Origin of the sequence: Pseudomonas sp. UBA3153 (genome assembly GCF_002364635.1) — a bacterium.
GTDB classification, from domain to species: domain Bacteria; phylum Pseudomonadota; class Gammaproteobacteria; order Pseudomonadales; family Pseudomonadaceae; genus Pseudomonas_O; species Pseudomonas_O kuykendallii.
In genome coordinates, this window is the sequence record NZ_DEYR01000099.1 from 1 (window position 1) to 20,381 (window position 20,381).

Annotated in this window: 17 protein-coding genes; 5 read left to right on the plus strand and 12 right to left on the minus strand. The window is 62.9% G+C overall.

Annotated features, from left to right (window positions below):
• Positions 1-40: 40 nt before the first annotated feature.
• From B2X67_RS20220 to radC, 9 genes are all read right to left on the minus strand, one after another.
• Positions 41-1,555 carry a sigma-54 interaction domain-containing protein gene (locus tag B2X67_RS20220; RefSeq protein WP_286786611.1) on the minus strand — a complete coding sequence of 505 codons (1,515 nt, stop codon included), beginning with the start codon at positions 1,553-1,555 and terminating at the stop codon, positions 41-43.
• Positions 1,556-1,565: 10 nt separating this feature from the next.
• Positions 1,566-4,127, minus strand: a complete 2,562-nt coding sequence (gene tssH, locus B2X67_RS20225; protein ID WP_286786597.1) for a type VI secretion system ATPase TssH — start codon at positions 4,125-4,127, stop codon at positions 1,566-1,568.
• Positions 4,128-4,137: 10 nt separating this feature from the next.
• Positions 4,138-5,145 (minus strand): type VI secretion system baseplate subunit TssG, encoded by a 1,008-nt coding sequence (tssG, locus tag B2X67_RS20230; protein WP_286786598.1) that lies wholly within the window; start codon positions 5,143-5,145, stop codon positions 4,138-4,140.
• The gene (gene tssF, locus B2X67_RS20235) at positions 5,109-6,899 is read right to left on the minus strand and encodes a type VI secretion system baseplate subunit TssF (RefSeq protein ID WP_286786599.1); all 1,791 of its coding nucleotides are present in this window, start codon (positions 6,897-6,899) and stop codon (positions 5,109-5,111) included. Before tssF ends, tssG begins: the two co-directional genes overlap by 37 nt.
• A 378-nt stretch (positions 6,900-7,277) precedes the next feature.
• Positions 7,278-7,691, minus strand: a complete 414-nt coding sequence (tssE, locus tag B2X67_RS20240; RefSeq protein WP_286786600.1) for a type VI secretion system baseplate subunit TssE — start codon at positions 7,689-7,691, stop codon at positions 7,278-7,280.
• 4 nt (positions 7,692-7,695) lie between these two features.
• A complete protein-coding gene (tssC, locus tag B2X67_RS20245) occupies positions 7,696-9,174 on the minus strand; it encodes a type VI secretion system contractile sheath large subunit (protein ID WP_286786612.1) in 1,479 nt (492 codons plus the stop codon).
• Positions 9,175-9,200: 26 nt separating this feature from the next.
• Positions 9,201-9,707, minus strand: coding sequence for a type VI secretion system contractile sheath small subunit (gene tssB, locus B2X67_RS20250; RefSeq protein WP_286786601.1), 507 nt, complete (start codon positions 9,705-9,707; stop codon positions 9,201-9,203).
• 30 nt (positions 9,708-9,737) lie between these two features.
• Complete coding sequence (gene tssA / locus B2X67_RS20255) at positions 9,738-11,300, minus strand: type VI secretion system protein TssA (RefSeq protein WP_286786602.1); 1,563 nt, start codon at positions 11,298-11,300, stop codon at positions 9,738-9,740.
• 302 nt (positions 11,301-11,602) lie between these two features.
• On the minus strand, positions 11,603-12,277 hold the full coding sequence (gene radC, locus B2X67_RS20260; protein WP_286786603.1) for a RadC family protein: 675 nt from the start codon (positions 12,275-12,277) through the stop codon (positions 11,603-11,605).
• Between the two features lie 125 nt (positions 12,278-12,402).
• Between radC and coaBC the strand changes: the two genes are divergently transcribed.
• The 4 genes from coaBC (at position 12,403) to argB (ending at position 17,745) form a co-directional block, all read left to right on the plus strand.
• A complete protein-coding gene (gene coaBC / locus B2X67_RS20265) occupies positions 12,403-13,614 on the plus strand; it encodes a bifunctional phosphopantothenoylcysteine decarboxylase/phosphopantothenate--cysteine ligase CoaBC (RefSeq protein ID WP_090231498.1) in 1,212 nt (403 codons plus the stop codon).
• Between the two features lie 3 nt (positions 13,615-13,617).
• Positions 13,618-14,073, plus strand: coding sequence for a dUTP diphosphatase (gene dut, locus B2X67_RS20270; RefSeq protein ID WP_090231497.1), 456 nt, complete (start codon positions 13,618-13,620; stop codon positions 14,071-14,073).
• Positions 14,074-15,335: 1,262 nt separating this feature from the next.
• Positions 15,336-16,727 (plus strand): phosphomannomutase/phosphoglucomutase, encoded by a 1,392-nt coding sequence (gene algC, locus B2X67_RS20275; RefSeq protein ID WP_282344283.1) that lies wholly within the window; start codon positions 15,336-15,338, stop codon positions 16,725-16,727.
• A gap of 112 nt (positions 16,728-16,839) precedes the next feature.
• Positions 16,840-17,745, plus strand: a complete 906-nt coding sequence (argB, locus tag B2X67_RS20280; protein WP_282339209.1) for an acetylglutamate kinase — start codon at positions 16,840-16,842, stop codon at positions 17,743-17,745.
• 63 nt (positions 17,746-17,808) lie between these two features.
• Here argB and B2X67_RS20285 read toward each other — a convergent pair whose 3' ends face one another.
• Positions 17,809-18,384, minus strand: coding sequence for a DUF4124 domain-containing protein (locus B2X67_RS20285; protein ID WP_282339208.1), 576 nt, complete (start codon positions 18,382-18,384; stop codon positions 17,809-17,811).
• A gap of 55 nt (positions 18,385-18,439) precedes the next feature.
• Positions 18,440-19,081: an orotate phosphoribosyltransferase gene (gene pyrE / locus B2X67_RS20290; RefSeq protein ID WP_282339207.1), complete on the minus strand. Its 642-nt coding sequence runs from the start codon at positions 19,079-19,081 to the stop codon at positions 18,440-18,442.
• Positions 19,082-19,162: 81 nt separating this feature from the next.
• On the opposite strand from pyrE, the gene B2X67_RS20295 reads away from it, so the two are divergent.
• Positions 19,163-19,942, plus strand: a complete 780-nt coding sequence (locus B2X67_RS20295) for an exodeoxyribonuclease III (RefSeq protein WP_273234671.1) — start codon at positions 19,163-19,165, stop codon at positions 19,940-19,942.
• A gap of 40 nt (positions 19,943-19,982) precedes the next feature.
• On the opposite strand, the gene B2X67_RS20300 is transcribed toward B2X67_RS20295, so the two are convergent.
• Positions 19,983-20,369: a DUF4870 domain-containing protein gene (locus B2X67_RS20300; RefSeq protein ID WP_090231493.1), complete on the minus strand. Its 387-nt coding sequence runs from the start codon at positions 20,367-20,369 to the stop codon at positions 19,983-19,985.
• Between the last annotated feature and the right edge of the window lie 12 nt (positions 20,370-20,381).

Here is a 20,381-nt window from a genome sequence, read left to right on the forward strand (position 1 = left end):
CGCGGTGTTGGCCGCTGCGAAAACGCTGTTGCCGGTGAGATCAGACATCGCCAGCACCAATGTTCAGGCGATCCATCCGGTACAGCAGCGTGCGCCTCGGCAAACCGAGATCGCGCGCCGCCCTGCTCTGATTACCACGGTTCTTGCGCAGGCACTCCAGCAACAGGCCCCGCTCGATCTGCTCCATACGCTCACGCAGGTTCTGCGTTTTTCCACTGGAAATGATGCGTTCCTGGCGTAAATCGAAGTGCTCGGGCAGCAGTTCACCGCCTTCACACAACAGCACGGCGCGCTCTACCAGCCCCTTCAGTTCGCGCACGTTGCCGGGGAATGCATAAGCACTCAGCTGGCTCAGCGCATCGGCGGACCAGCGACAGGCGTCACGCTGCAGGAGGTGCGCGGCGTTGTCGGCGAAATGCCTGGCCAGGCGCGGAATGTCACCGGCACGCTCGCGAAGCGCAGGTAGCTCGATGGGGAAATGCGCCAGGCGATAGAACAGGTCTTCGCGAAACTGTCCTGCCTCCACCAGCGCGCGCAAATCACGGTGGGTGGCGGCAACGATACGCACATCGACACGGTGGGTCTTCGTCGAGCCCAGGGGGCGCACCTCACCCTCCTGCAGCACGCGAAGCAGCTTGCCCTGCAGGGAAAGCGGCATATCACCGATCTCGTCGAGGAACAGCGTGCCGCCGTCAGCAGCATCGAACAGCCCCTGGCGATCACGATCAGCCCCGGTAAAAGCCCCTTTCCGATAACCGAACAGCTCGCTCTCCAACAAGCTCTCAGGCAGCGACGCGCAGTTCTGGACCACAAATGCCCGGCTGCGCCGCAACCCGCATTGGTGGATGGCCCGTGCGACCAGCTCCTTGCCGGTACCCGTTTCCCCCGTCAGCAACACGTTCACCGGGCTGTGCAGCACCTTGCCGACCAATCGGTAAACGGCGCGCATTCCAGGGCTTTCACCGATCAGGCCGTAGCCACTGGCGCAGGGCATAGGCGTAGGCACCTCGCCCACTTCATCCGCAAGCCCGCGTAGCCGCTGCAACAAATGCAGCTGGGTGACCGCGAAGGTCCCCAGATTGCCCAGCGAGTCGGCAAACCCTTGCAGATCGACCGCGCGCTGGCTGGCGCAAAGCAACAGCCCGCAGACACTGGCTCGTTCATCCCGCAGCGGCATGCACAACAAACTTCGCCAGGGGTTCGCCCGAAGGGGCAGGAAGGAAGTCTCGTGCAGGGTGCTGTCCAGCGTTGCAAGGCTGAGCGCCCGGTTCTGGCACAGGCAATACTGCAACAACTGCTCGCCTTCGTAGTCGCTCGGCAGGCTCGCCGCTTCCCGGGGCTGCAGAACACCGTCAAGCCATTCGGCGCAGAGTGTGAGTCGGGTATGGGTCGCGTCCAAGAGGAACAGCTGGCTCAGCTCGCAGCCAGAAAGCTGGGCGGCAGACTCGACCAACATTCCGAGCAGCACCTCGGCACTCAAGGCATGCGACAACCCGGCAAAATGCCGAAGCAGCCTTTCTGCGTAATGCAGCGGCTGCGGCACATGGCGGAACATGGAAGAGGCTTCAGGCGAACTCACAGACCATCGCTCCTTCGCCGTCCAGCGTGGCGTGCACGTGCCGCAGTGGCTCTCCGCCAGCCATCGCGCCCAGCAAGCGGTCAACGATCATGGGCTGCAGGTCGCTTTCGATCAGCCGGTCTATCAGACGAGCACCGCTATCGCCCTGCGCACAGCGTTCGGTGATGCGCGTGAGCAGCGCGTCGGTATAGCTGAGCCCCAGGTTGCGCCGCCGCAAGCGCTCGACGAAACGGGCCAGCTTCATCTCGACCAGCTCACGCAGTACCTCGCCGCTCACCGGGTAGTAGGGCACCACGCAGATACGCGCCAGCAACGCAGGCTTGAAATGGTGGGAGAGAGCCGGACGGATGGCCTCCTGCAGTTCCTGGATGTCAGGTCGACGGTCCCCACACAGCGTGGCGATTCGCTCGCTGGCGAGGTTGGAAGTCATCAGGATCAGCGTGTTGCGGAAATCGATCTCGCGCCCTTCACCGTCGTTCGCAAGGCCCTTGTCGAAAATGTGGTAGAACAGATTGAGAACGTCCGGATCGGCCTTCTCCACTTCATCGAGAAGAATCACCGAGTAAGGTTTCTGCCTCACCGCCTCTGTCAGTACGCCGCCTTCCCCGTAGCCGACATAACCCGGTGGCGACCCGATCAGCCGGGAAATGCTGTGCCGCTCCTGAAACTCGGACATGTTCAGGGTGGTGAGAAATCGCTCGCCGCCATACAGCAGCTCGGCGAGCGCCAGTGCCGTTTCGGTTTTGCCGACACCACTCGGGCCGACGAGAAGGAAGACGCCCACCGGAGCATCGGCCCGATTCAGCCCGACCGCCGCTGCTCGCATCGCACGATCCAGCGCATCCACCGCCTGTTCCTGACCACGCACGCGCTTACGCAGATCGGCGGCGAAACTCATCAGGCGGGCGTTGTATTCACGCGCCAACTGCGACAGCGGTACGCCGGTCCAGTGGCTGATCACCTCGGCAACCAGTCGTGGGCAGACCTCGTGGCTGACCAGACGTGACTGCGCTTGCTCCGCGGCCAGCTCGGCCTGGACTTCACGCAACGCCGTCTCTATCCCCGTCGACGATGCCGAGTCCGCGGTAGCCTGCTGCTGCCGCAGCTCGAGCAGCCGCTGCGCCAGCAGGCGCTGGTGCTGCCAGCGCGACTCCACCTGCCGGCATTCGTCTTCGGCCTCGACAAGACGCGCCTCCAGCTCTGCCAAGGCAGGCTCGTCGACCGCCAAACCGGCGCGCAGGTCACGCCGCAGGGCATGCGCCTGACGGACACCTTCGGCAATTTCGCCACGCAAGCGCTCCAGCGCTTCCGGCGCCGTGGACAGACTGATGCGAACACGCGCGCAGGCGGTATCGAGGACGTCCACGGCCTTGTCAGGCAACTGCCGACCCGATAGGTAGCGAGCGGAAAGCTCGGCGGCAGCGACCACCGCATCGTCACGCAGGTAAATGCCATGACTGCGCTGATAGACCGGCGCCAGACCGCGAAGGATGGTCACCGCCTCGCTCACGCTGGGCTCATGCAGCTGCACCGGCTGGAAGCGCCGAGCCAGCGCCGGGTCTTTCTCGAAGTATTTCTTGTATTCGCTCCAGGTGGTCGCCGCGATGGTGCGAAGCTCGCCCCGCGCCAGCGCCGGCTTCAGCAGATTCGCCGCATCGTTGCTGCCCGCCTGGCCACCCGCCCCGATCAGGCTGTGCGCCTCGTCGATGAAGAGGATGGTCGGTTTGAGCGCCACCTTCACCTCATCGATAACCCCCTGCAGGCGGCGCTCGAACTCACCCTTGATACTCGCGCCCGCCTGCAGCAATCCAAGGTCAAGACAGAGCAGCTCGACGCCCGCGAGGGCTTCCGGCACGTCACCTCGAACGATGCGCAACGCCAGGCCTTCGACCACGGCGGTCTTGCCGACGCCGGCTTCGCCGACCACGATCGGATTGTTCTTCCGTCGCCGCGCGAGGATGTCGATCATCTGGCGAATCGCGGAATCCCGGCAAAGCACCGGATCGAGCTTCCCGTCCCGCGCCTGCTGGGTAAAGTTATGAGTGAAGCGCTGCAGATTGGTCTGGCCAGCGGGCACCTGCTCCATGGGATCGGACGCCTGCCCGGCGCGGGCAAACTCTCGCAGGCGCTGCACGTCCAACCTCGCCAGCAAGGGCTGGAATTGGCTGACGGCATAACGCAGCGGGTTGCACAGCAGCGCGAGAAGCAACGCCGCCTGGTCGATCTGAGTCCTGCCGAGTTCGAGGTTGGCCATGAGCAGCGAATCCTGCAGCCACTGCACCAGTTCGCCGGAAAAGACCGGATTGAGCGATTCGCTACGCTCTGCGCGCGGTTGCAGCGTGGCCGCCAGTGCTCCGGGTTCGACGCCGGCATCCTGCAATGCCCGCATCAGCAAGCCATCGCTGCGCTCCAGCAGGCCGAGGAGCAAATCCTCCAGCAGAATCCTGCTACCTCCGCGTGAGACGCACCGCTCGGCCGCGCGCTCCAGGTCGCGTTTGCTTTCGGCATCCAATGCCAGCACCAGTCGTTGCAGATCGACGTTGATCATCTCGCTGTCCTCAGTGAGATTGGCTGCTCAAGGTCACCAGACCATCCGCCCGCCGACTCCCGAGCCAACTGGTCCAACCCAGCCGGCAGGGGTTATCGGCACCCAGACGCAGCTCGCGTATTTCGTCCTGACGCAACTGCAGACGAATGTCGTAGGCCAGCGGATCGCGCAGAGTGAAACGCGCCAGCGCGCAGAGCGGTTGATAGCCCGTGCCTATGGGCAGGAACTCGTGGAAGCGCTGCCAACCCAGCTGGCGGATGTGAATACGGAATTTTCCACCGCGATCCCGGACCCGCTCACCCAACACCAGGCTTTCACCCAAACCGCTGTTCGCCAGACCGAGCCGGTTGAGCTGTTCGCCCAAAATCGTCACCTGGCGCTCGATGCACTGTTCGATGAACAGCTCGGCATGCTTGAAGTAGTACCGCAGGACCGATTCGATCAACGCGGCGGAATGCGCGCGCAGGCTGAGCAGACCGAGATAGGGAAGCAGCCGCTTCAAGTTGAGTTCGGATGCGCCGCGAATGGTCTCGCCGCCCAGACCGATGAGCGCGAACAGATGCGCGGAGAAGGCGTCAGTGGCGCCCGGCCGGAACCCCGCGCGATAACGGTACTTGCGCCAGATCGGCAACAGCAGGCGTTGCAGACGTCCATTGAAGAGGTCGAGAAACGCGCGCGTCGGATTTCCCTCATCGCCATCGCCCAGCGCCTGATCGGCGTAGAACGTCGGTAAGGGAGATCCGGCACCGCAAAGTCCGATCAGATTGATGCGCAGCCGCGCACGTAGCTCCCCGCCCTCCTCGAAGAACTGCAGCTGGTCGATATCGCTACCCGGAAAGCCGAGGCTCGGGTTGGCTTGAAACTCAAGCCGGGCGTACAGCCCCTCCTCGTCCAGATCGGGATAGGCGGCCCGTAGCCGATCGAGCACCAGCAGCACACCCTGGAACAGGCTGTACTCTCGAATGCCGCGGCTCAGCCGGCTCAAAGCAGGGGCTGCTGCCCCATGCGTGGCGTCCATCGGTACACCTCTCCTTGTGTACTGCGTACGTGCAGCTCGTGGTACGAATTGAGACTGGCGTACAGCGCCAGGAACTCGTTGAGCACCGAGGCGAAAAGGAACAGATCGCCCTCGCCCAGATAGCCGTCGGGATTCATCACCAGCTCCGTGCGTACTCCGCGCACCGGCACGCCCCGCAGCAATCGATCGACATGCTGATGGCTGATCGCCTCTAGCCCTCCCAGCAGACGCCGGCTGACCTTTTCTGCCTGCTGGTCATAGTGACGCGGCAGGTCATAAGTCTCGAGGATCACCTTCAGCGCCTCGACATTCGTCAGCGACAGGTAGTTGAGCGACAGGTTGCTGATCAACTTCCAGAGAAAGTCTCGATGCACGGGCGGGGCGTAGCTCGAGGTCACGCTGCCGATGTTTCGAAACGTCAGGAACTCCGGTGTGTCCTCGCTGGGCAGGCAGATGTCGCCCGCTCGTAGCTGGCTCGGCAGGTTCTGATTGGTACACGTCAGCTCTACGGAGAGCGTTTCGTGCTGGTCGAGGTCGCGCAGGCCGAAGCTGAGATAGGTTTCCAGACCATCGCCGAGCAACGATGGTTGCTGCCGGACGCTGTAATGTGGGCGCGCCAGCGGCACGTCGAAACTCGGATCGTGCTCGAAGGACTCGAACGCAACGTACTCCTGATAGCCCATCCCTCCGGGCTTCCAACCGGTCACCCGATCCACCGAGAAGACGCCGCAATGCCTGGAATCGAGTTCTGCAGGTAGCAGCAGGTACTGATCCTGCTTGCCATCCAGGCGAATCGGAATGGCATCGTGCTGAAAGAGGTTGACCACCGGCGTGCAGTGCAGGCGCACATTGTCCAGCGTCGGCCTGATGCGCTGCACACCCGCCTGGCGAATATCGAAGCGCACCTCGAAGCCGCGCGCCTCGCCAATCCGCTCTCCCAGCAGAGGGTTGAGCCGTTCTAGACCGAGCAGGTCGAGAAACAGGAATTTGTCCTGAAACGCGAAGTACTCCTGCAGATAGCGGTAGCCGCGAAAGGTATTCAGCGGATAGGGAACCAGCGCCTCGCTTTCGGAGAAACCTACTGCCTGTACCTGGCTGGCATTCAGCGACAGCGGCGACAGCATCTGGCTATGATCGTCTTCCAGTGGCCTGTGTTCGGCGTCGAGGAAGACCAGCTGAATGCCTTCGAGATGACGCAGTAAACCCAAATACAGCAACTGGCTGATGTAGCGGTCACCGCACAAATGCAGACGCAGGCTGGACAGTGCGATCTCGCCCAAATGACCGTCCGCGCACATTTCGACGCGCAAACTGAGCAGCGCGCCACCGCCCTTGACCGAGTAATCCAGGCCGGTGAGTTCCAGCGGGAACACCGAGGTGGCATAGGCCGTACGGAAACGGCAAGTAACGCCTTCGATGGGCCGCGATTCCACCGGCGTATTGCGAGGCACCGACACAGCCGGTCCCGGACGTTTCAACGGATCGAACTGCACCATGCTGAACGCAGGCAATGGCCGCATGTAGTTGGGCCACAGCAGGTGCATCAGCGAATGGGTCAGCTCCGGCAGTTCGTCATCCAGCTTCTGTCGAAGACGCCCGGTTAGAAACGCGAAGCCCTCCAGCAGCCGCTCCACATCCGGATCGCGCCCCGCCTGCCCAAGGAAAGGCGCCAGCGCCGGGCTGCGGTCGGCAAAGCGCTTGCCGAGCTGGCGCAAGGCAGTGAGTTCGCTCTGGTAATAGTGGTTGAAGGACATCGCGCTTCAGTCCTTTTCCGAGGGATACAAAGCGTACGGAACATGGCCCTGATCGGTTAGGGTCGTAGAAACCGGATGTGCGGTTGAATAGAGAGGAAATACGAATTCCCTCGGGTTGACCCAGCACTTCTCGATGCGAAGAAGTTGTTGGCGCCAGGTATCGATTGCTGTGTTTGAACTCTGAAGAATTTGAACGAAACGAAAGACCGACGTATCGCCGCTATTCCCTACAGCTAACAGGGGAGCGGATGTATTGCATAACTCACTCGGACCATGGACGCAGGCCTGGAAAGTTGCCAAGCCACCTACGGCTGTCGAAAGCCAGGCAGTTAATGCCGAGAATAATTTTATGAAGTTCATGTCATCGCCATCCATGGCTCAGCTATTACGTTGGACCCTGACCTTGCCGCTGCCGTCCAGGCGTGCGGTAAAACTGATCGGACGCGTCTGCCCATCAATATTCAGCAAACCGTCCAAGGTGAAAGACAGCGTGAGTGGATCGTGCCTACAGGGCAGAGGCACAACCCGCACGCTCGTCAGGCGTGGCTCATACTGGCCGACGAAACGCTCGATAGCCGTGCGAGCCTGAAGCAACGAGTCGTGTAACGAGCGACCCATGTCGTTGAGGTCGGGAAGTCCATAGTCGGGCAACGTTTGCACACTGCCCGTTCGGGTACTGAGCATCTTTCCGAGATGGTCAGCCACCGATGCCATGACCGCCACTTCGCGACTCCAGCCCTTCCGCAACTGGGCTGTACCGTTCAGGCGCTCGAAGAGACTTCCGTAGGACACGCCGTCATTCCTTGTCCAACTTGCCCACCAGCGACAAGGTGAAATCGGCGCCCATGTACTTGAAATGTGGCCGCACGTTTAAGCTGACCCGGTACCAGCCAGGCTCGCCCTCGACTTCGCTGACGATGACCTGGGCCGCTCGCAGTGGTCGCCGGCTTCGTACCTCCGAGCTGGGGTTCTCCTGGTCCGCAACGAACTGCCGAATCCACTTGTTCAATTCCAGCTCAAGGTCGGTACGCTCTTTCCACGCGCCAATCTGTTCGCGCTGCAGAACTTTCAGGTAGTGAGCCAGGCGGTTGACGATGAACAGATAAGGCAGCTGCGTGCCGAGCTTGTAGTTCAGCTCGGCATTCTTGCCTTCTTCACTGATGCCGAAGAACTTCGGCTTCTGCGCTGAATTGGCGGAGAAAAACGCCGCGTTATCGCTGCCCTTGCGCATCGTCAGGGCGATGAAACCCTCCTCCGCCAACTCATACTCGCGCCGATCGGACACCAGCACCTCAGTGGGTATCTTGGTTTCGATCTCGCCCATGCTTTCGAAATGGTGAAGCGGAAGGTCTTCCACCGCGCCACCGCTTTGTGGCCCGATGATGTTCGGGCACCAGCGGAACTTGGCGAAACTGTCGGTCAGCCTGCTGGCGAAGGTATAGGCGGTGTTGCCCCACAGGTAATGTTCGTGGCTGTTTGCGACATTCTCCCGGTAGACGAAGGTTTTCACCGGATTGTCTTCAGGGTCGTACGGATTGCGCAGCAGGAAACGGGGCACCGTCAAGCCGACATAGCGAGAGTCCTCCTGCTCCCGGAAGCTCTGCCATTTGGCGAATTGCGGGCCCTCGAAGTGATCCTTGAGGTCCTTCATGTCGGGCAGGCCGGTAAAGCTCTCCAGGCCGAAGAACTTGGGGCCTGCCGAGGCGATGAAGGGGGCATGGGACATACAGGCGACGCTGGCGACGTACTGCAGTGTCTTCACGTCCGGCGCGCTCGGATCGAAGAAGTAGTTGGCAATCAGCGCGGCCACCGGCTGACCACCGAACTGGCCGTACTCGGCGGTGTAGATGTGTTTGTAGAGACCGGACTGGACGATCTCAGGGCTGTCCTCGAAGTCGTCGAGCAGGTCCTGCTTGGAGACATTGAGAATCTCCAGCTTGATGTTCTCGCGGAAATTGGTCCGATCCACCAGCAGCTTGAGTCCCCGCCACGAGGATTCAAGCGCCTGAAACTGCGGATGATGAAGGATTTCATCCATCTGTCGGCTGAGCTTGGCGTCGATCTCCGCGATCATGCGGTCGACCATGGCCTTCTTCACCGACTCGTGCTCGTTCTGCGGCTTGAGCAACTCTTCGATGAAGGCGGAGACGCCCCGCTTGGCGATATCGTAAGCCTCGTCATCAGGGCTGAGTTTGGTTTCGGCAATGATGCGATCGAGGATACCGAGTTCGGCGAAATTCTTGTCGCCGTCGACGGTTGCTGCGCTAGTGCTCATGGTTTCCACTTCCCTGTGAGGTGTTCTCAAGCATCCAGTTTGTCTTGTGCGGCGAGACCCAGCTCGCCGAGCACCCGCTCCCGCGAGACGTCATCGGCCAGCACACTTTCGATGGCGCGGCGGAACGCCGGGGCATTGCCCAAGGGGCCCTTCAGCGCGACCAGCGCATCACGAAGCTCCATCAGCTTCTTGAGCTCCGGGACCTGATCGGCCAGATTGGCCGGATTGAAATCTTTCATGGAGTGGATGCGCAACTGCACGCCGAGGTCTTCATCGCTGGCGTCCTCCAGCAGGTGATTGGCCACGCCGAAGCTGAGGCTCAGCTCCTGCTTGGCGAGTACCTCGTCGAAGTTGTTCTTGTCGATGCCGATGGGTTGACGGTCCTCGACCTTTCGCTCATCGAGCTGCTGGTTGAAGTCGCCCAGAACCATGAGTTTGAGCGGCAGTTCGATCTCTTCCTGCGCACCTCCGGCGGCGGGCTTGAACGTGACGTTGACGCGTTCCTTGGGTGCTACCGAGCCTTCTTTGGCCATGTTCATTCTCCTTTGTGTTCAGTCTTGCGATCAGTCCAGCACCACTTCGATATCGAGGTGGCAAAGTCGTCTATGCACCTCCTCCTTGCGCTCGCGAACCGCATGGTTCTGTGGGAGTAGTTCGCAGCAGCTGTAGAGAAGGCGCATGACCTCGAGCACGAGATCCGGCTCCCAGTCGGACAAACCGCCGGCCTGAAGTGTCTGGTCCAGGGATTCGAGTTGGGTCTTCGCCAGCTCGTACTTTTTTGCGGCAACACACAAACGCGCCAATGCCAGATGCCAGAAAAAGCGCTCACGACCGCCCTGGGCACTCGCCAACCCCTGCTTCAGGGCCTGAACCGCGGACTTCAGGCCTTCCTTGCGCAGGCGTGGCAGGTTGTCCTGCAGGGCAACGTCCCACGCCAACCGAAGCTCCTGCTCACTGGCGACAAGAGGGGCTGTGCTGGACGGCGGCTGCACATGGGGCATCACTTGGGCGCTGATCCATGCGCGGGTTTGTGCATCCGCGAATGGCGAGCCGTCATGGAAGCGCAACATTTCCAGGCCCTTCATCCGCTGCAGAAACAAGGCGAGCTGGATCTCGACCTCGCGCATGGCCTGCTCCGCTTGCAACTCCTGCAAGCACAGCCAGACGAGGTGCTGGCCGTCCAGCCAGAACGGCGCCCGCACCAGGCTGGCCTCCAGATCACTCAGCAGATCAGCATATTGACCTTGCTGGAAACGCTCCTGAAAGCTGACAAGCCTGTCCTGCGGCAAACCTCGGAGGGTGGTCATTTGTTCTGCGTTGCGTTCGGGGAGGCCTTCGATGGGTAACCACAACAAGGTGCGGGCCAAGCGCAACGCTCGCAGATCATTGGCCTTCTGCTTTAGCCAATAGGCGCACAGCGGGCGGGCTTGCTCCTGCAGCGCACGGAGCCCCTTGTGGGCATCCTTTTCGCTCTCTACTGGCGCGCCGGGAGTGAGCATCTGGCTTGCGGCCTGCTTCACCTGAGCGATAACGGCCCCGACGCTTCCCGGCTCCGGCTGGCCGACGGACGCCTGCCGGACCTGCTCCTCCATGCGCCGACAAAGCGGCAGTAACAGCGGCGCGTCACTGCCCAACTGCTCGGACAGCAAACGCTCCAGTGAACGAAGCTGCTCGGCGAGTTCGCGAAACAGCATGAGTTGCTCGACAAGCGGGATGGGCTCGGCGAAAACCTGCTCCAGGCGCGGGACCAGCCAACTGACCGCGGCGGCGCGGGTTCGCGGTTTGCGGGGATACAGTTCCGTCCAGTGGTTCGCACACAGGTAGTTCAAAAGACCGAGTCCGGCGTGCAGCCCGGCGAAGGATTCGCGCTTGTACAGGCCCCAGATCAGCCACGCGGCGACGCGCAGGTCCTTGGACTGGGAGGCGAGCAGAGATTCACAGCCCTCACGGACTCTCTGCCAGTCGACAATGCCCGTCTCGTGCGGCGAAGAAGGCTTGTTCAGCTCTTTCTCAAGCCGTTCGTACTCGGCCGAGTAACGCGCATCGGAGCCGATGAAGTCTCCGTCGCGAATAGGCGACTTGGCCAAATCCAGATAGTGGGCATTCAACTTATTTAGATAAGTCATCCTTGACTCTTCATTTCGGCGTAATGACGCCTGAGGTGCGAAATCCATTTCGACCATGTTGCGCAACTTATTGCACACTTACCAACTGCGCAGTTATTTGCACACAAACTTCACGCGCTACGCATCCTAATCCTGCACACAACATCAAAGTGTGACAGGCATTCAACTAATAGCACGATGTAAAAAAGGTGGAATCAAGTTGTCGACTTAATATGATCCAGGACAACCAATCCGAGTGATTACGCAAAGAGCGTATGTATTAGGGGCGCGAGTGCGCTTTCGGAGGTAGTGCAGAGCCCGAATCAAACCCACCCAGACTCCATCATCGACAGCGGTTCGCCATCACCCACGATGAAGTGGTCGAGTACGCGCACGTCCACCAGGGCCAGCGCGTCCGTCAGCCGGCGGGTCAGTTGGCGGTCGGCCTGGCTGGGCTCGGCGACGCCGGAGGGGTGGTTGTGGGTGAGGATGAGCGCGGCGGCGTTGTGCGCGAGGGCACGTTTGACCACCTGGCGCGGATAGACGCTGGCGCTGTCGATGCTACCGTGGAACAGCGCCTCGAAGGCCAGAACGCGGTGCTTGGCGTCGAGGAACAGACAGGCAAAGACTTCGTGGGGTTCGTGGCGCAGCCGTGCCTTGAGGTAGTCGCGCACGGCTTGCGGGCTTTCCAGCGCGGAATCGCGCTTGAGGCCCTCGGCCAGGTGGCGACGGCCCATTTCCAGGACGGCCTGGAGTTGGGCGAACTTCGCAGGGCCCAGGCCGAGACGCTGGCTGAAGGACGCCTGGTCGGCTTCGAGCAGCGCGCGCAGGCTGCCGAAGTCTCGGAGCAGGTGGCGTGCCAGGTCCACCGCGCTCTGCCCAACCACCCCGGTACGCAGGAAGATCGCCAGCAATTCGGCATCGGTCAGAGCCGCGGCGCCCAGGTCCAGAAGTTTCTCCCGCGGGCGCTCTGCCGCAGGCCAATCGCGAATGCTCATGACACCTCCTTGTCGAGCCGCGGCCCGCTGTTCCGGTGCAGGCGCTGTGCTATCTTAGCCGAACTTTGCGCGGCGCCCTGCCTGGGCACATAGGCGGCCGCGGTCACTTATAAAAAGGCAGGCCTATGCAGCGGCTGTATCGTAAACGCATCGTCCTGGGCGTCGGCGGCGGGATTGCCGCCTACAAGAGTGCCGAACTGGTGCGCCGCCTGCGCGACCAGGGTGCTGAAGTCCGGGTGGTGATGACCCAGGGCGGACGTGAATTCATCACGCCGCTGACCCTCCAGGCCCTTTCCGGCCACCCCGTTCACCTCGACCTGCTCGACCCGGACGCCGAAGCGGCGATGGGCCACATCGAGCTGGCGCGCTGGGCCGATCTAATCCTCATTGCACCGGCCACCGCCGACCTGATGGCGCGCCTCGCCCAGGGCGTCGCCAACGACCTGCTGACCACCCTGGTGCTGGCTACCGACGCGCAGATCGCGCTGGCGCCGGCAATGAACCAGGCCATGTGGCGCGATGAGGCCACCCAGGCCAACGCCCGCGTGCTGCAGGAGCGCGGCATGCGCCTGTTCGGTCCGGCGTCGGGTAGCCAGGCCTGTGGGGATGTCGGCATGGGCCGCATGCTCGAAGCCGACGACCTGGCCCAGCTCGCGGCCGACTGTTTCCAGCGCCTGTCGCTGTCTGGCGTGCACGTACTGATCACCGCCGGGCCGACCCAGGAAAACATCGATCCGGTGCGCTACATCACCAACCACAGCTCGGGGCGGATGGGTTTCGCCCTCGCCGAGGCGGCGGCCGAGGCCGGCGCGCGGGTCACGCTGATCACCGGACCGGTGTATCTGCCGACGCCGGACCGGGTCAATCGCATCGACGTGGTCAGCGCCCGCGACATGCTCGCGGCCTGCGAGGCTGCGATGCCGTGCGACCTGCTGATCGCCGCCGCCGCGGTGGCCGACTACCGTCCCGAAGTGATCGCCCAGCACAAGTTGAAGAAGGACCCCACCAGCGGCGACGGGCTGCTCCTGCAGCTGGTGCGCAACCCGGATATCCTCGCCACGCTGGCGCAGCGCGCAGACCGCCCGTTCAGCGTCGGCTTCGCCGCCGAGACCGAGAACCTGTTGGAGTACGCCTCGCGCAAGCTGCGTGACAAGAACCTCGACCTGATCGTCGCCAACGACGTGGCCAACCCCACGATCGGCTTCAACAGCGAGGAAAACGCGATCACCGTGATCGATCGCGAGCACCATCAAAGCGCCTTCGCCCAGACCAGCAAGGGCAAGATCGCCCGCCAACTGATCGACTTCATTGCCGACCGTCTCAACCGCACTGAGTGACCGATGCACGCCCTCCAAGCCAAGATCCTCGATCCACGCCTGGGCAGCGAATTCCCGCTGCCGACCTACGCCACGCCGGGTTCCGCCGGCCTCGACCTTCGCGCGATGCTCAAGCAGGCGCATGTGCTCGAACCCGGCGAGACCCTGTTGATTCCCACCGGCCTGGCGATCCATGTCGCCGATCCCGGGCTCGCCGCGCTGGTCTTGCCGCGCTCGGGGCTCGGCCATAAGCACGGCATCGTGCTAGGCAACCTGGTCGGCCTGATCGACTCGGATTACCAGGGCGAGCTGATGGTGTCGTGCTGGAACCGCGGGCAGACCGCCTTCAGCATCGCTGTCGGCGAGCGGATCGCGCAGTTGGTGCTGGTTCCGGTGGTGCAGGCGCATTTCGAGCTGGTCGAGGAATTCGGCGAAAGCCAGCGCGGTGCGGGTGGTTTTGGCCATTCCGGCAGTCACTGACGCAACTTCAGGATGAATTGCGAGGAACCCAGGTGAAACTCTTCAAGCGCACGGCCAAGGAATCCGATACCGGTGTCGACCTCTCGTCGATGGGCAAGGCGGCGCCCCGCCAGTCGCTGGGCAAGAATCCGCTGCTACCGGGACTGGTTCCCGTGCTGCTCGGCCTGGTCGCTGCAGGCGCCGTGCTGTGGTTCGGCGTGTTCTCCAGCTTCCAGCAGGAGCAACGGCAGCAACTCGTGCAGACCTTCGGCAGCGCCCAGGCATCCGCCCTGCAACAGGCCCTGGCTGCACTCACCGCCGACACCCGCGCCGCCGCGCGCAATCCGCAATTGCTCGCCGCGCTGCTGAGCGACGACGCCAGCCAGATCAGCGCCGCCGAACAATCGATCGGCTACTGGGACGGCGTGATCGATGCCTACATAAACCCGCGCGGCGAGGCCTCCCAGGATCACAGCCGGACAGCGCCGGTGAGCTTCGCCGCCCTCGACTTGCTGCGCCGCGCAGAAGGCGGCCAGCCACCCGCCGCCGAAGCCTACAAGGTCGGCAACCGCTGGATGGTCTACAGCGCCGCGCCGCTGCGGCAGGACGACAAGAGCCCGGTGGTCGGTACGTTGCTGCTGGTGGTCGATCTGCAACGCCTGCTGCGCACCCTGCCGCCGCTGCCGAACAGCGCCGGTCGCCTGCAGCTGACCCAGAAGTTCGGCAACGCGCCGGAGCAGGTGCTCGCCAACTTCGGTGGAGAACCCGGCACCGAGGGCGAGCCGCTGGCCTTGAGCAGCGGCAACCCGAACTGGAAGCTGCGCTTCGCGCCGAGCCAGGAAATCAGCGCGCTGGACGTCTCGCCGCTGATGCTCGCACTCGCCGCGCTGCTGGCGTTCGGCGGCGCGCTGGCCGGTCTGCAGATGGTGCACGGGCTGCAGCAACGCCGCCTGCGCGGCGACGTTCTGCACCTGGGGCAGATGGCGCAGGAACTCTACAACGGCAAGACCATCAAAACTCCCAGCCTGAGCTTGCCCTTGATGGACGCTCTGGCGCAGAACCTCGCGCGCATGCCCACAAGAAGAAGAAACGAAGCAGCCTCGAATGCCGCCGAAAACGGCGCCTCGGGCTCCGCCTCATCCTCGCGAGCGGTTCAACCCGTTGCCGACCCAAACACCGAGCTGGTCGACCCGCTGTTCCAGTCGACCGACATTCTCGATATCGACATTCTCGACGAGGACCAAGACATGCTTGGCCTCGAGTCCATGGAGCGAGACACTCAGATGAGCACCCCCCAAGCCCCCACGCTTCCCGCGAGCATCTTCCGCGCCTACGACATTCGTGGCGTGGTCGGCGACAGCCTGACCCCGGAAACCGCGTACTGGATCGGTCGCGCGATCGGCTCGGAAACCCTCGCCAAGGGCGAACCGAACATATCCGTCGGCCGCGACGGCCGCCTCTCCGGGCCGGAGCTGGTGCAGCAATTGATTCAGGGCCTGCTCGACTCGGGCTGTAACGTCAGCGACATCGGCATGGTGCCGACGCCCGTGCTCTACTACGCGGCCAACGTGCTCGCCGGCAAGTCCGGCGTGATGCTCACCGGCAGTCACAACCCGCCGGACTACAACGGCTTCAAGATCGTCATCGCCGGCGATACCCTGGCGAACGAGCAGATCCAGGCGCTGCGCCTGCGCATCGAGAACAACGATCTGGCCAGCGGCACCGGTAGCGTCGAACGGGTCGACGTACTCGAGCGCTACTACAACGAGATCCGCGACGACATCGCCGTCGCCAAGAAACTCAAGGTCGTGGTCGACTGCGGCAACGGCGTCGCCGGGGTGATCGCCCCGCAGCTGATCGAAGGCCTGGGCTGCGAAGTGATTCCGCTGTTCTGCGACGTCGACGGTAACTTCCCCAACCACCACCCGGACCCGGGCAAGCCGGAAAACCTCGAAGACCTGATCGCCAAGGTCAAGGAAGTCGGCGCCGACATCGGCCTGGCCTTCGACGGCGACGGCGACCGCGTCGGCGTGGTGACCAACACCGGCACCATCATCTATCCCGACCGGCTGCTGATGCTGTTCGCCAAGGACGTTGTCTCGCGCAACCCCGGCGCGGACATCATCTTCGACGTCAAATGCACGCGCCGCCTGACCGCGCTGATCAGCGGCTACGGCGGTCGCCCGGTGATGTGGAAGACCGGCCACTCGCTGATCAAGAAGAAGATGAAGGAAACCGGCGCGCTGCTCGCCGGCGAGATGAGCGGCCACGTCTTCTTCAAGGAGCGCTGGTTCGGTTTCGACGACGGTATCTACAGCGCCGTGCGCCTGCTGGAGATCATCAGCCAGGACAAGCGCGACGCCGAGCACGTGTTCTCCGCGTTCCCCAACGACGTCTCGACCCCGGAGATCAACATCCAGGTCACGGAGGAGAGCAAGTTCGCCATCATCGACGCCCTGCAGCGCGATGCTCAGTGGGGCGAGGCCAACCTGACCACCCTCGACGGCGTGCGTGTCGACTACCAGAAAGGCTGGGGCCTGGTGCGCGCCTCCAACACCACGCCGGTGCTGGTGCTGCGCTTCGAGGCCGAGACCGAGGCCGAGCTGGAACGCATCAAGGCGGTGTTCCGCGAGCAGCTCGCGCGCGTCGCTCCGGAGATGAAAGTACCGTTCTGAGCAGACGGCGCGTGATGCGCCGCCGACTTGCTCGGTATCATTCCACCCGCGCGACGCTTCTGCGTCGCGCTGTCATTTCCACCCTTCGCTTTTCGATACGCCGGAGTTACCCATGCCCCTCAGTCGTGAAGACGCCACCCAGGTCGCCCAGGTCCTTTCCGAGGCACTGCCCTACATCCGCCGCTTCGTGGGCAAGACGCTGGTCATCAAGTACGGCGGCAACGCCATGGAAAGCGACGAGCTGAAGGACGGTTTCGCCCGCGACATCGTGCTGATGAAGGCCGTCGGGATAAACCCGGTGGTGGTACACGGCGGCGGCCCGCAGATCGGCGATCTGCTCAAGCGGCTGTCCATCGAGAGTCATTTCATCGACGGCATGCGCGTCACCGATGCGCAGACCATGGACGTGGTGGAGATGGTCCTCGGCGGCCAGGTCAACAAGGACATCGTCAACCTGATCAACCGCCATGGCGGCAGCGCCATCGGCCTCACCGGCAAGGACGCGGAGTTGATCCGTGCGAAGAAACTGCAGGTGAGCAGGCAGACACCGGAGATGACCACGCCCGAGATCATCGACATCGGCCAGGTCGGCGAAGTGGTCGGGATCAACACCGACCTGCTGAACATGCTGGTGAAGGGCGACTTCATCCCGGTGATCGCGCCGATCGGCGTCGGTGCCGACGGGCAGTCGTTCAACATCAACGCCGACCTGGTGGCCGGAAAGGTGGCGGAGGCGCTGAAGTCGGAAAAACTCATGCTGCTGACCAATATCGCCGGCCTGATGGACAAGACCGGCCAGGTGCTGACCGGGCTGACCACCGAGGAAGTCGACGCGCTGATCGCCGACGGCACCATCTACGGCGGCATGCTGCCGAAGATTCGTTGCGCGCTCGAAGCGGTGCAGGGCGGCGTGCACAGCGCGCACATCATCGATGGCCGGGTGCCGAATGCGGTACTGCTGGAAATCTTCACCGACACCGGTGTGGGCACCCAGATCACCACCCGCAAGCGTCACTGACGAGGCGCAACACTCCGGGCCGCAAGGGCCCGGGGCATCGGTTCGTTCAACTCGGAATCGGGGTTACTGCGGCAGACCGAGCAACTCGCTCAGACGGGCACGATCGGCGGCGAAGGAGGCATCGGCCTGCTTGCGCAGGTCGCCGTAGCGCTTGATGTCGCCGAGCAGACGCACCTGATCGGCCTTTACGTTATCGATCTGCGCCACCAGTTGATCCGGAACCGCCTGGCCGGCGCGCTCCTTGTCGGCGGCCTGGCTCTGCAGATTGGCCTGCTGGGTACGCAGCGATTGCAGATTTCCCCGCGCCACGCTGATCAGCCCGTCGAGCTCGGCCTGCTTGCGGGCCTTGGCGCGGTCGACGTCTTCGACGCTGGAGTACAGGCGCAACAGTTGCGCATCCGAACTGGCACGGGCTTTCTCAGCGAGGCGGCGCTGCATCTCCTCCGGGCTGGGCGCCGGCGGCACGACCTGGATCACCCGGCCGCTCTCGTTGAGCACCTCGTAGCCCTTGCCGATGTACTGCGAAGGCACACCCTGGCGGTCGAGGACCGTGACGCCCTTGTCGTTGACGTAACGATAGAGTTGTTGATCGCCCTTCTCGGCGGCCTGCGCGAGCATCGGCAGAGCCAGCAACAGCATCCAAAAACGGAACGAGCCCGGTTCAGCCATGTTCAGAGCGCCCAAGGGGTGAAGATCAGATGCCGTATTGCGCGCGATACGCTTCGACAGCTGGCAGGTATTTTTTCAGTTCAGCATCACCGGCGAGATATTCCAGTACTTGTTCGAGGGAAACAATACTTACTACTGGCATTTTGAAATCGCGCTCGACTTCCTGAATCGCCGAAAGCGTCTCGCGCCCCCGCTCCTGGCGGTTCAGTGCGATCAGCACACCCGCGGCCTGCGCGCCCTGGCCGTCGATGATCTGCATGACTTCGCGAATCGCCGTGCCGGCGGTAATCACGTCGTCGACGATCAGCACGCGTCCGACCAGCGGCGCGCCAACCAGGCTGCCGCCTTCGCCGTGGTCCTTGGCTTCCTTGCGATTGAAGCACCAGGGCAAATCGAGCCCATGGCGCTCGGCCAGGGCGACGGCGGTTGCCGCCGCGAGCGGAATGCCCTTGTAGGCCGGACCGAACAGCACATCGAAGGAAATCCCGCTCTGCACCACGGCAGCCGCATAGAAACGTCCCAGCTCGGAGAGCGCGATGCCACTGTTGAAAAGACCGGCATTGAAGAAGTACGGGCTGGTGCGGCCGGACTTCAGGGTGAACTCGCCGAAGCGCAGAACACCGCGTTCGATGGCGAATCGGATGAAGTCGCGCTGGTAGTCCTGCATGAAAAATCCTTGAAGCGGCATGGATTTAGCTAAATGTAGAGAGCTCGGGTATCATACATGCACGTGTTTTTGGGGGCCATTATGCGGATCATCAGTGTGAACGTGAATGGTATTCAGGCTGCAGCCGAACGAGGACTCCTCAGTTGGTTGCAAGCGCAGAATGCCGACGTGATCTGCCTGCAAGACACCCGTGCCTCTGCCTTCGAACTGGACGACCCAGCCTTCCAACTGGATGGCTATTTCCTGTATGCCTGCGATGCCGAAGTACCCAGTCAGGGTGGTGTGGCGCTCTACTCGCGGCTGCAACCCAAGGCGGTGATCAGCGGCCTCGGCTTCGAAATGGCCGACCGCTACGGGCGCTATCTGCAGGCGGATTTCGACAAGGTCAGCATCGCGACCCTGCTGCTGCCGTCCGGCCAGGGCGGGGACGAAAGCTTGAACCAGAAATTCAAGTTCATGGACGATTTCGCCCACTATCTCGACAAGCAACGCCGCAAGCGCCGGGAGTACATCTACTGCGGCTCGCTGTACGTGGCGCATCAGAAGCTCGACGTGAAGAACTGGCGCGACTGCCAGCAGGTCACGGGCTTCCTCGCGCCGGAGCGCGCGTGGATGGATGAAGTGGTCGGCACCATGGGCTACGTGGATGCCCTGCGCGAAGTCAGCCGCGAAGGCGATCAGTTCAGCTGGTGGCCGGACAGCGAACAGGCCGAGATGCTCAACCTGGGCTATCGCTTCGACTATCAGCTGCTCACGCCCGGCCTGCGCCGTTTCGTGCGCAGCGCCAAGCTGCCGCGCCAGCCGCGCTTCTCCCAGCATGCGCCGCTGACCGTCGACTACGACTGGATGCTCAGCGTCTGAGCCGACGCGGCTACGGGTTCTGCCCGTCGCCGCGGCGCGCTTACTTCACCAGCCGCCAGGTGAAGGGATAACGATAGGCCACGCCCTCGTTGGCCTTGAGGCCGCCGATGATGCTCAGCACCAGCGCGCCGATGCTGACCAGAGCCAGCAGCGGAAAGCCGATCACCAGCAGCATCAACATGAAGCAGACCATCACCGCGATGGCCACGCTGATCTGGAAGTTCAGCGCTTCCTTGCCCTGCGCGTCGACGAACGGGTCGATGTCCTTTTTCAGTTGCCAGACGATCAATGGCCCGAGCAGGTTGCCGAAAGGCACGACCAATCCCGCGAACGCCGCCAGATGACAGAGCATCGCCCACTGCCGCGCCTGCTGGCTGGGCTTGAGCGGGGCGTTTTCCGGCGGCGTCAGGGTGTCGAACTCGTCCATCACGGCAACTCC

Bases quoted from the DNA above. Each gene is read 5' to 3' on its own strand.
- B2X67_RS20220 (WP_286786611.1), bottom strand. From the start codon at position 1,555: ATGTTCCGCCATGTGCCGCAGCCGCTGCATTACGCAGAAAGGCTGCTT.
- tssH (WP_286786597.1), bottom strand. From the start codon at position 4,127: ATGATCAACGTCGATCTGCAACGACTGGTGCTGGCATTGGATGCCGAA.
- tssG (WP_286786598.1), bottom strand. From the start codon at position 5,145: ATGGACGCCACGCATGGGGCAGCAGCCCCTGCTTTGAGCCGGCTGAGC.
- tssF (WP_286786599.1), bottom strand. From the start codon at position 6,899: ATGTCCTTCAACCACTATTACCAGAGCGAACTCACTGCCTTGCGCCAG.
- tssC (WP_286786612.1), bottom strand. From the start codon at position 9,174: ATGAGCACTAGCGCAGCAACCGTCGACGGCGACAAGAATTTCGCCGAA.
- tssB (WP_286786601.1), bottom strand. From the start codon at position 9,707: ATGGCCAAAGAAGGCTCGGTAGCACCCAAGGAACGCGTCAACGTCACG.
- tssA (WP_286786602.1), bottom strand. From the start codon at position 11,300: ATGACTTATCTAAATAAGTTGAATGCCCACTATCTGGATTTGGCCAAG.
- radC (WP_286786603.1), bottom strand. From the start codon at position 12,277: ATGAGCATTCGCGATTGGCCTGCGGCAGAGCGCCCGCGGGAGAAACTT.
- coaBC (WP_090231498.1), top strand. From the start codon at position 12,403: ATGCAGCGGCTGTATCGTAAACGCATCGTCCTGGGCGTCGGCGGCGGG.
- dut (WP_090231497.1), top strand. From the start codon at position 13,618: ATGCACGCCCTCCAAGCCAAGATCCTCGATCCACGCCTGGGCAGCGAA.
- algC (WP_282344283.1), top strand. From the start codon at position 15,336: ATGAGCACCCCCCAAGCCCCCACGCTTCCCGCGAGCATCTTCCGCGCC.
- argB (WP_282339209.1), top strand. From the start codon at position 16,840: ATGCCCCTCAGTCGTGAAGACGCCACCCAGGTCGCCCAGGTCCTTTCC.
- B2X67_RS20285 (WP_282339208.1), bottom strand. From the start codon at position 18,384: ATGCTGTTGCTGGCTCTGCCGATGCTCGCGCAGGCCGCCGAGAAGGGC.
- pyrE (WP_282339207.1), bottom strand. From the start codon at position 19,081: ATGCAGGACTACCAGCGCGACTTCATCCGATTCGCCATCGAACGCGGT.
- B2X67_RS20295 (WP_273234671.1), top strand. From the start codon at position 19,163: ATGCGGATCATCAGTGTGAACGTGAATGGTATTCAGGCTGCAGCCGAA.
- B2X67_RS20300 (WP_090231493.1), bottom strand. From the start codon at position 20,369: ATGGACGAGTTCGACACCCTGACGCCGCCGGAAAACGCCCCGCTCAAG.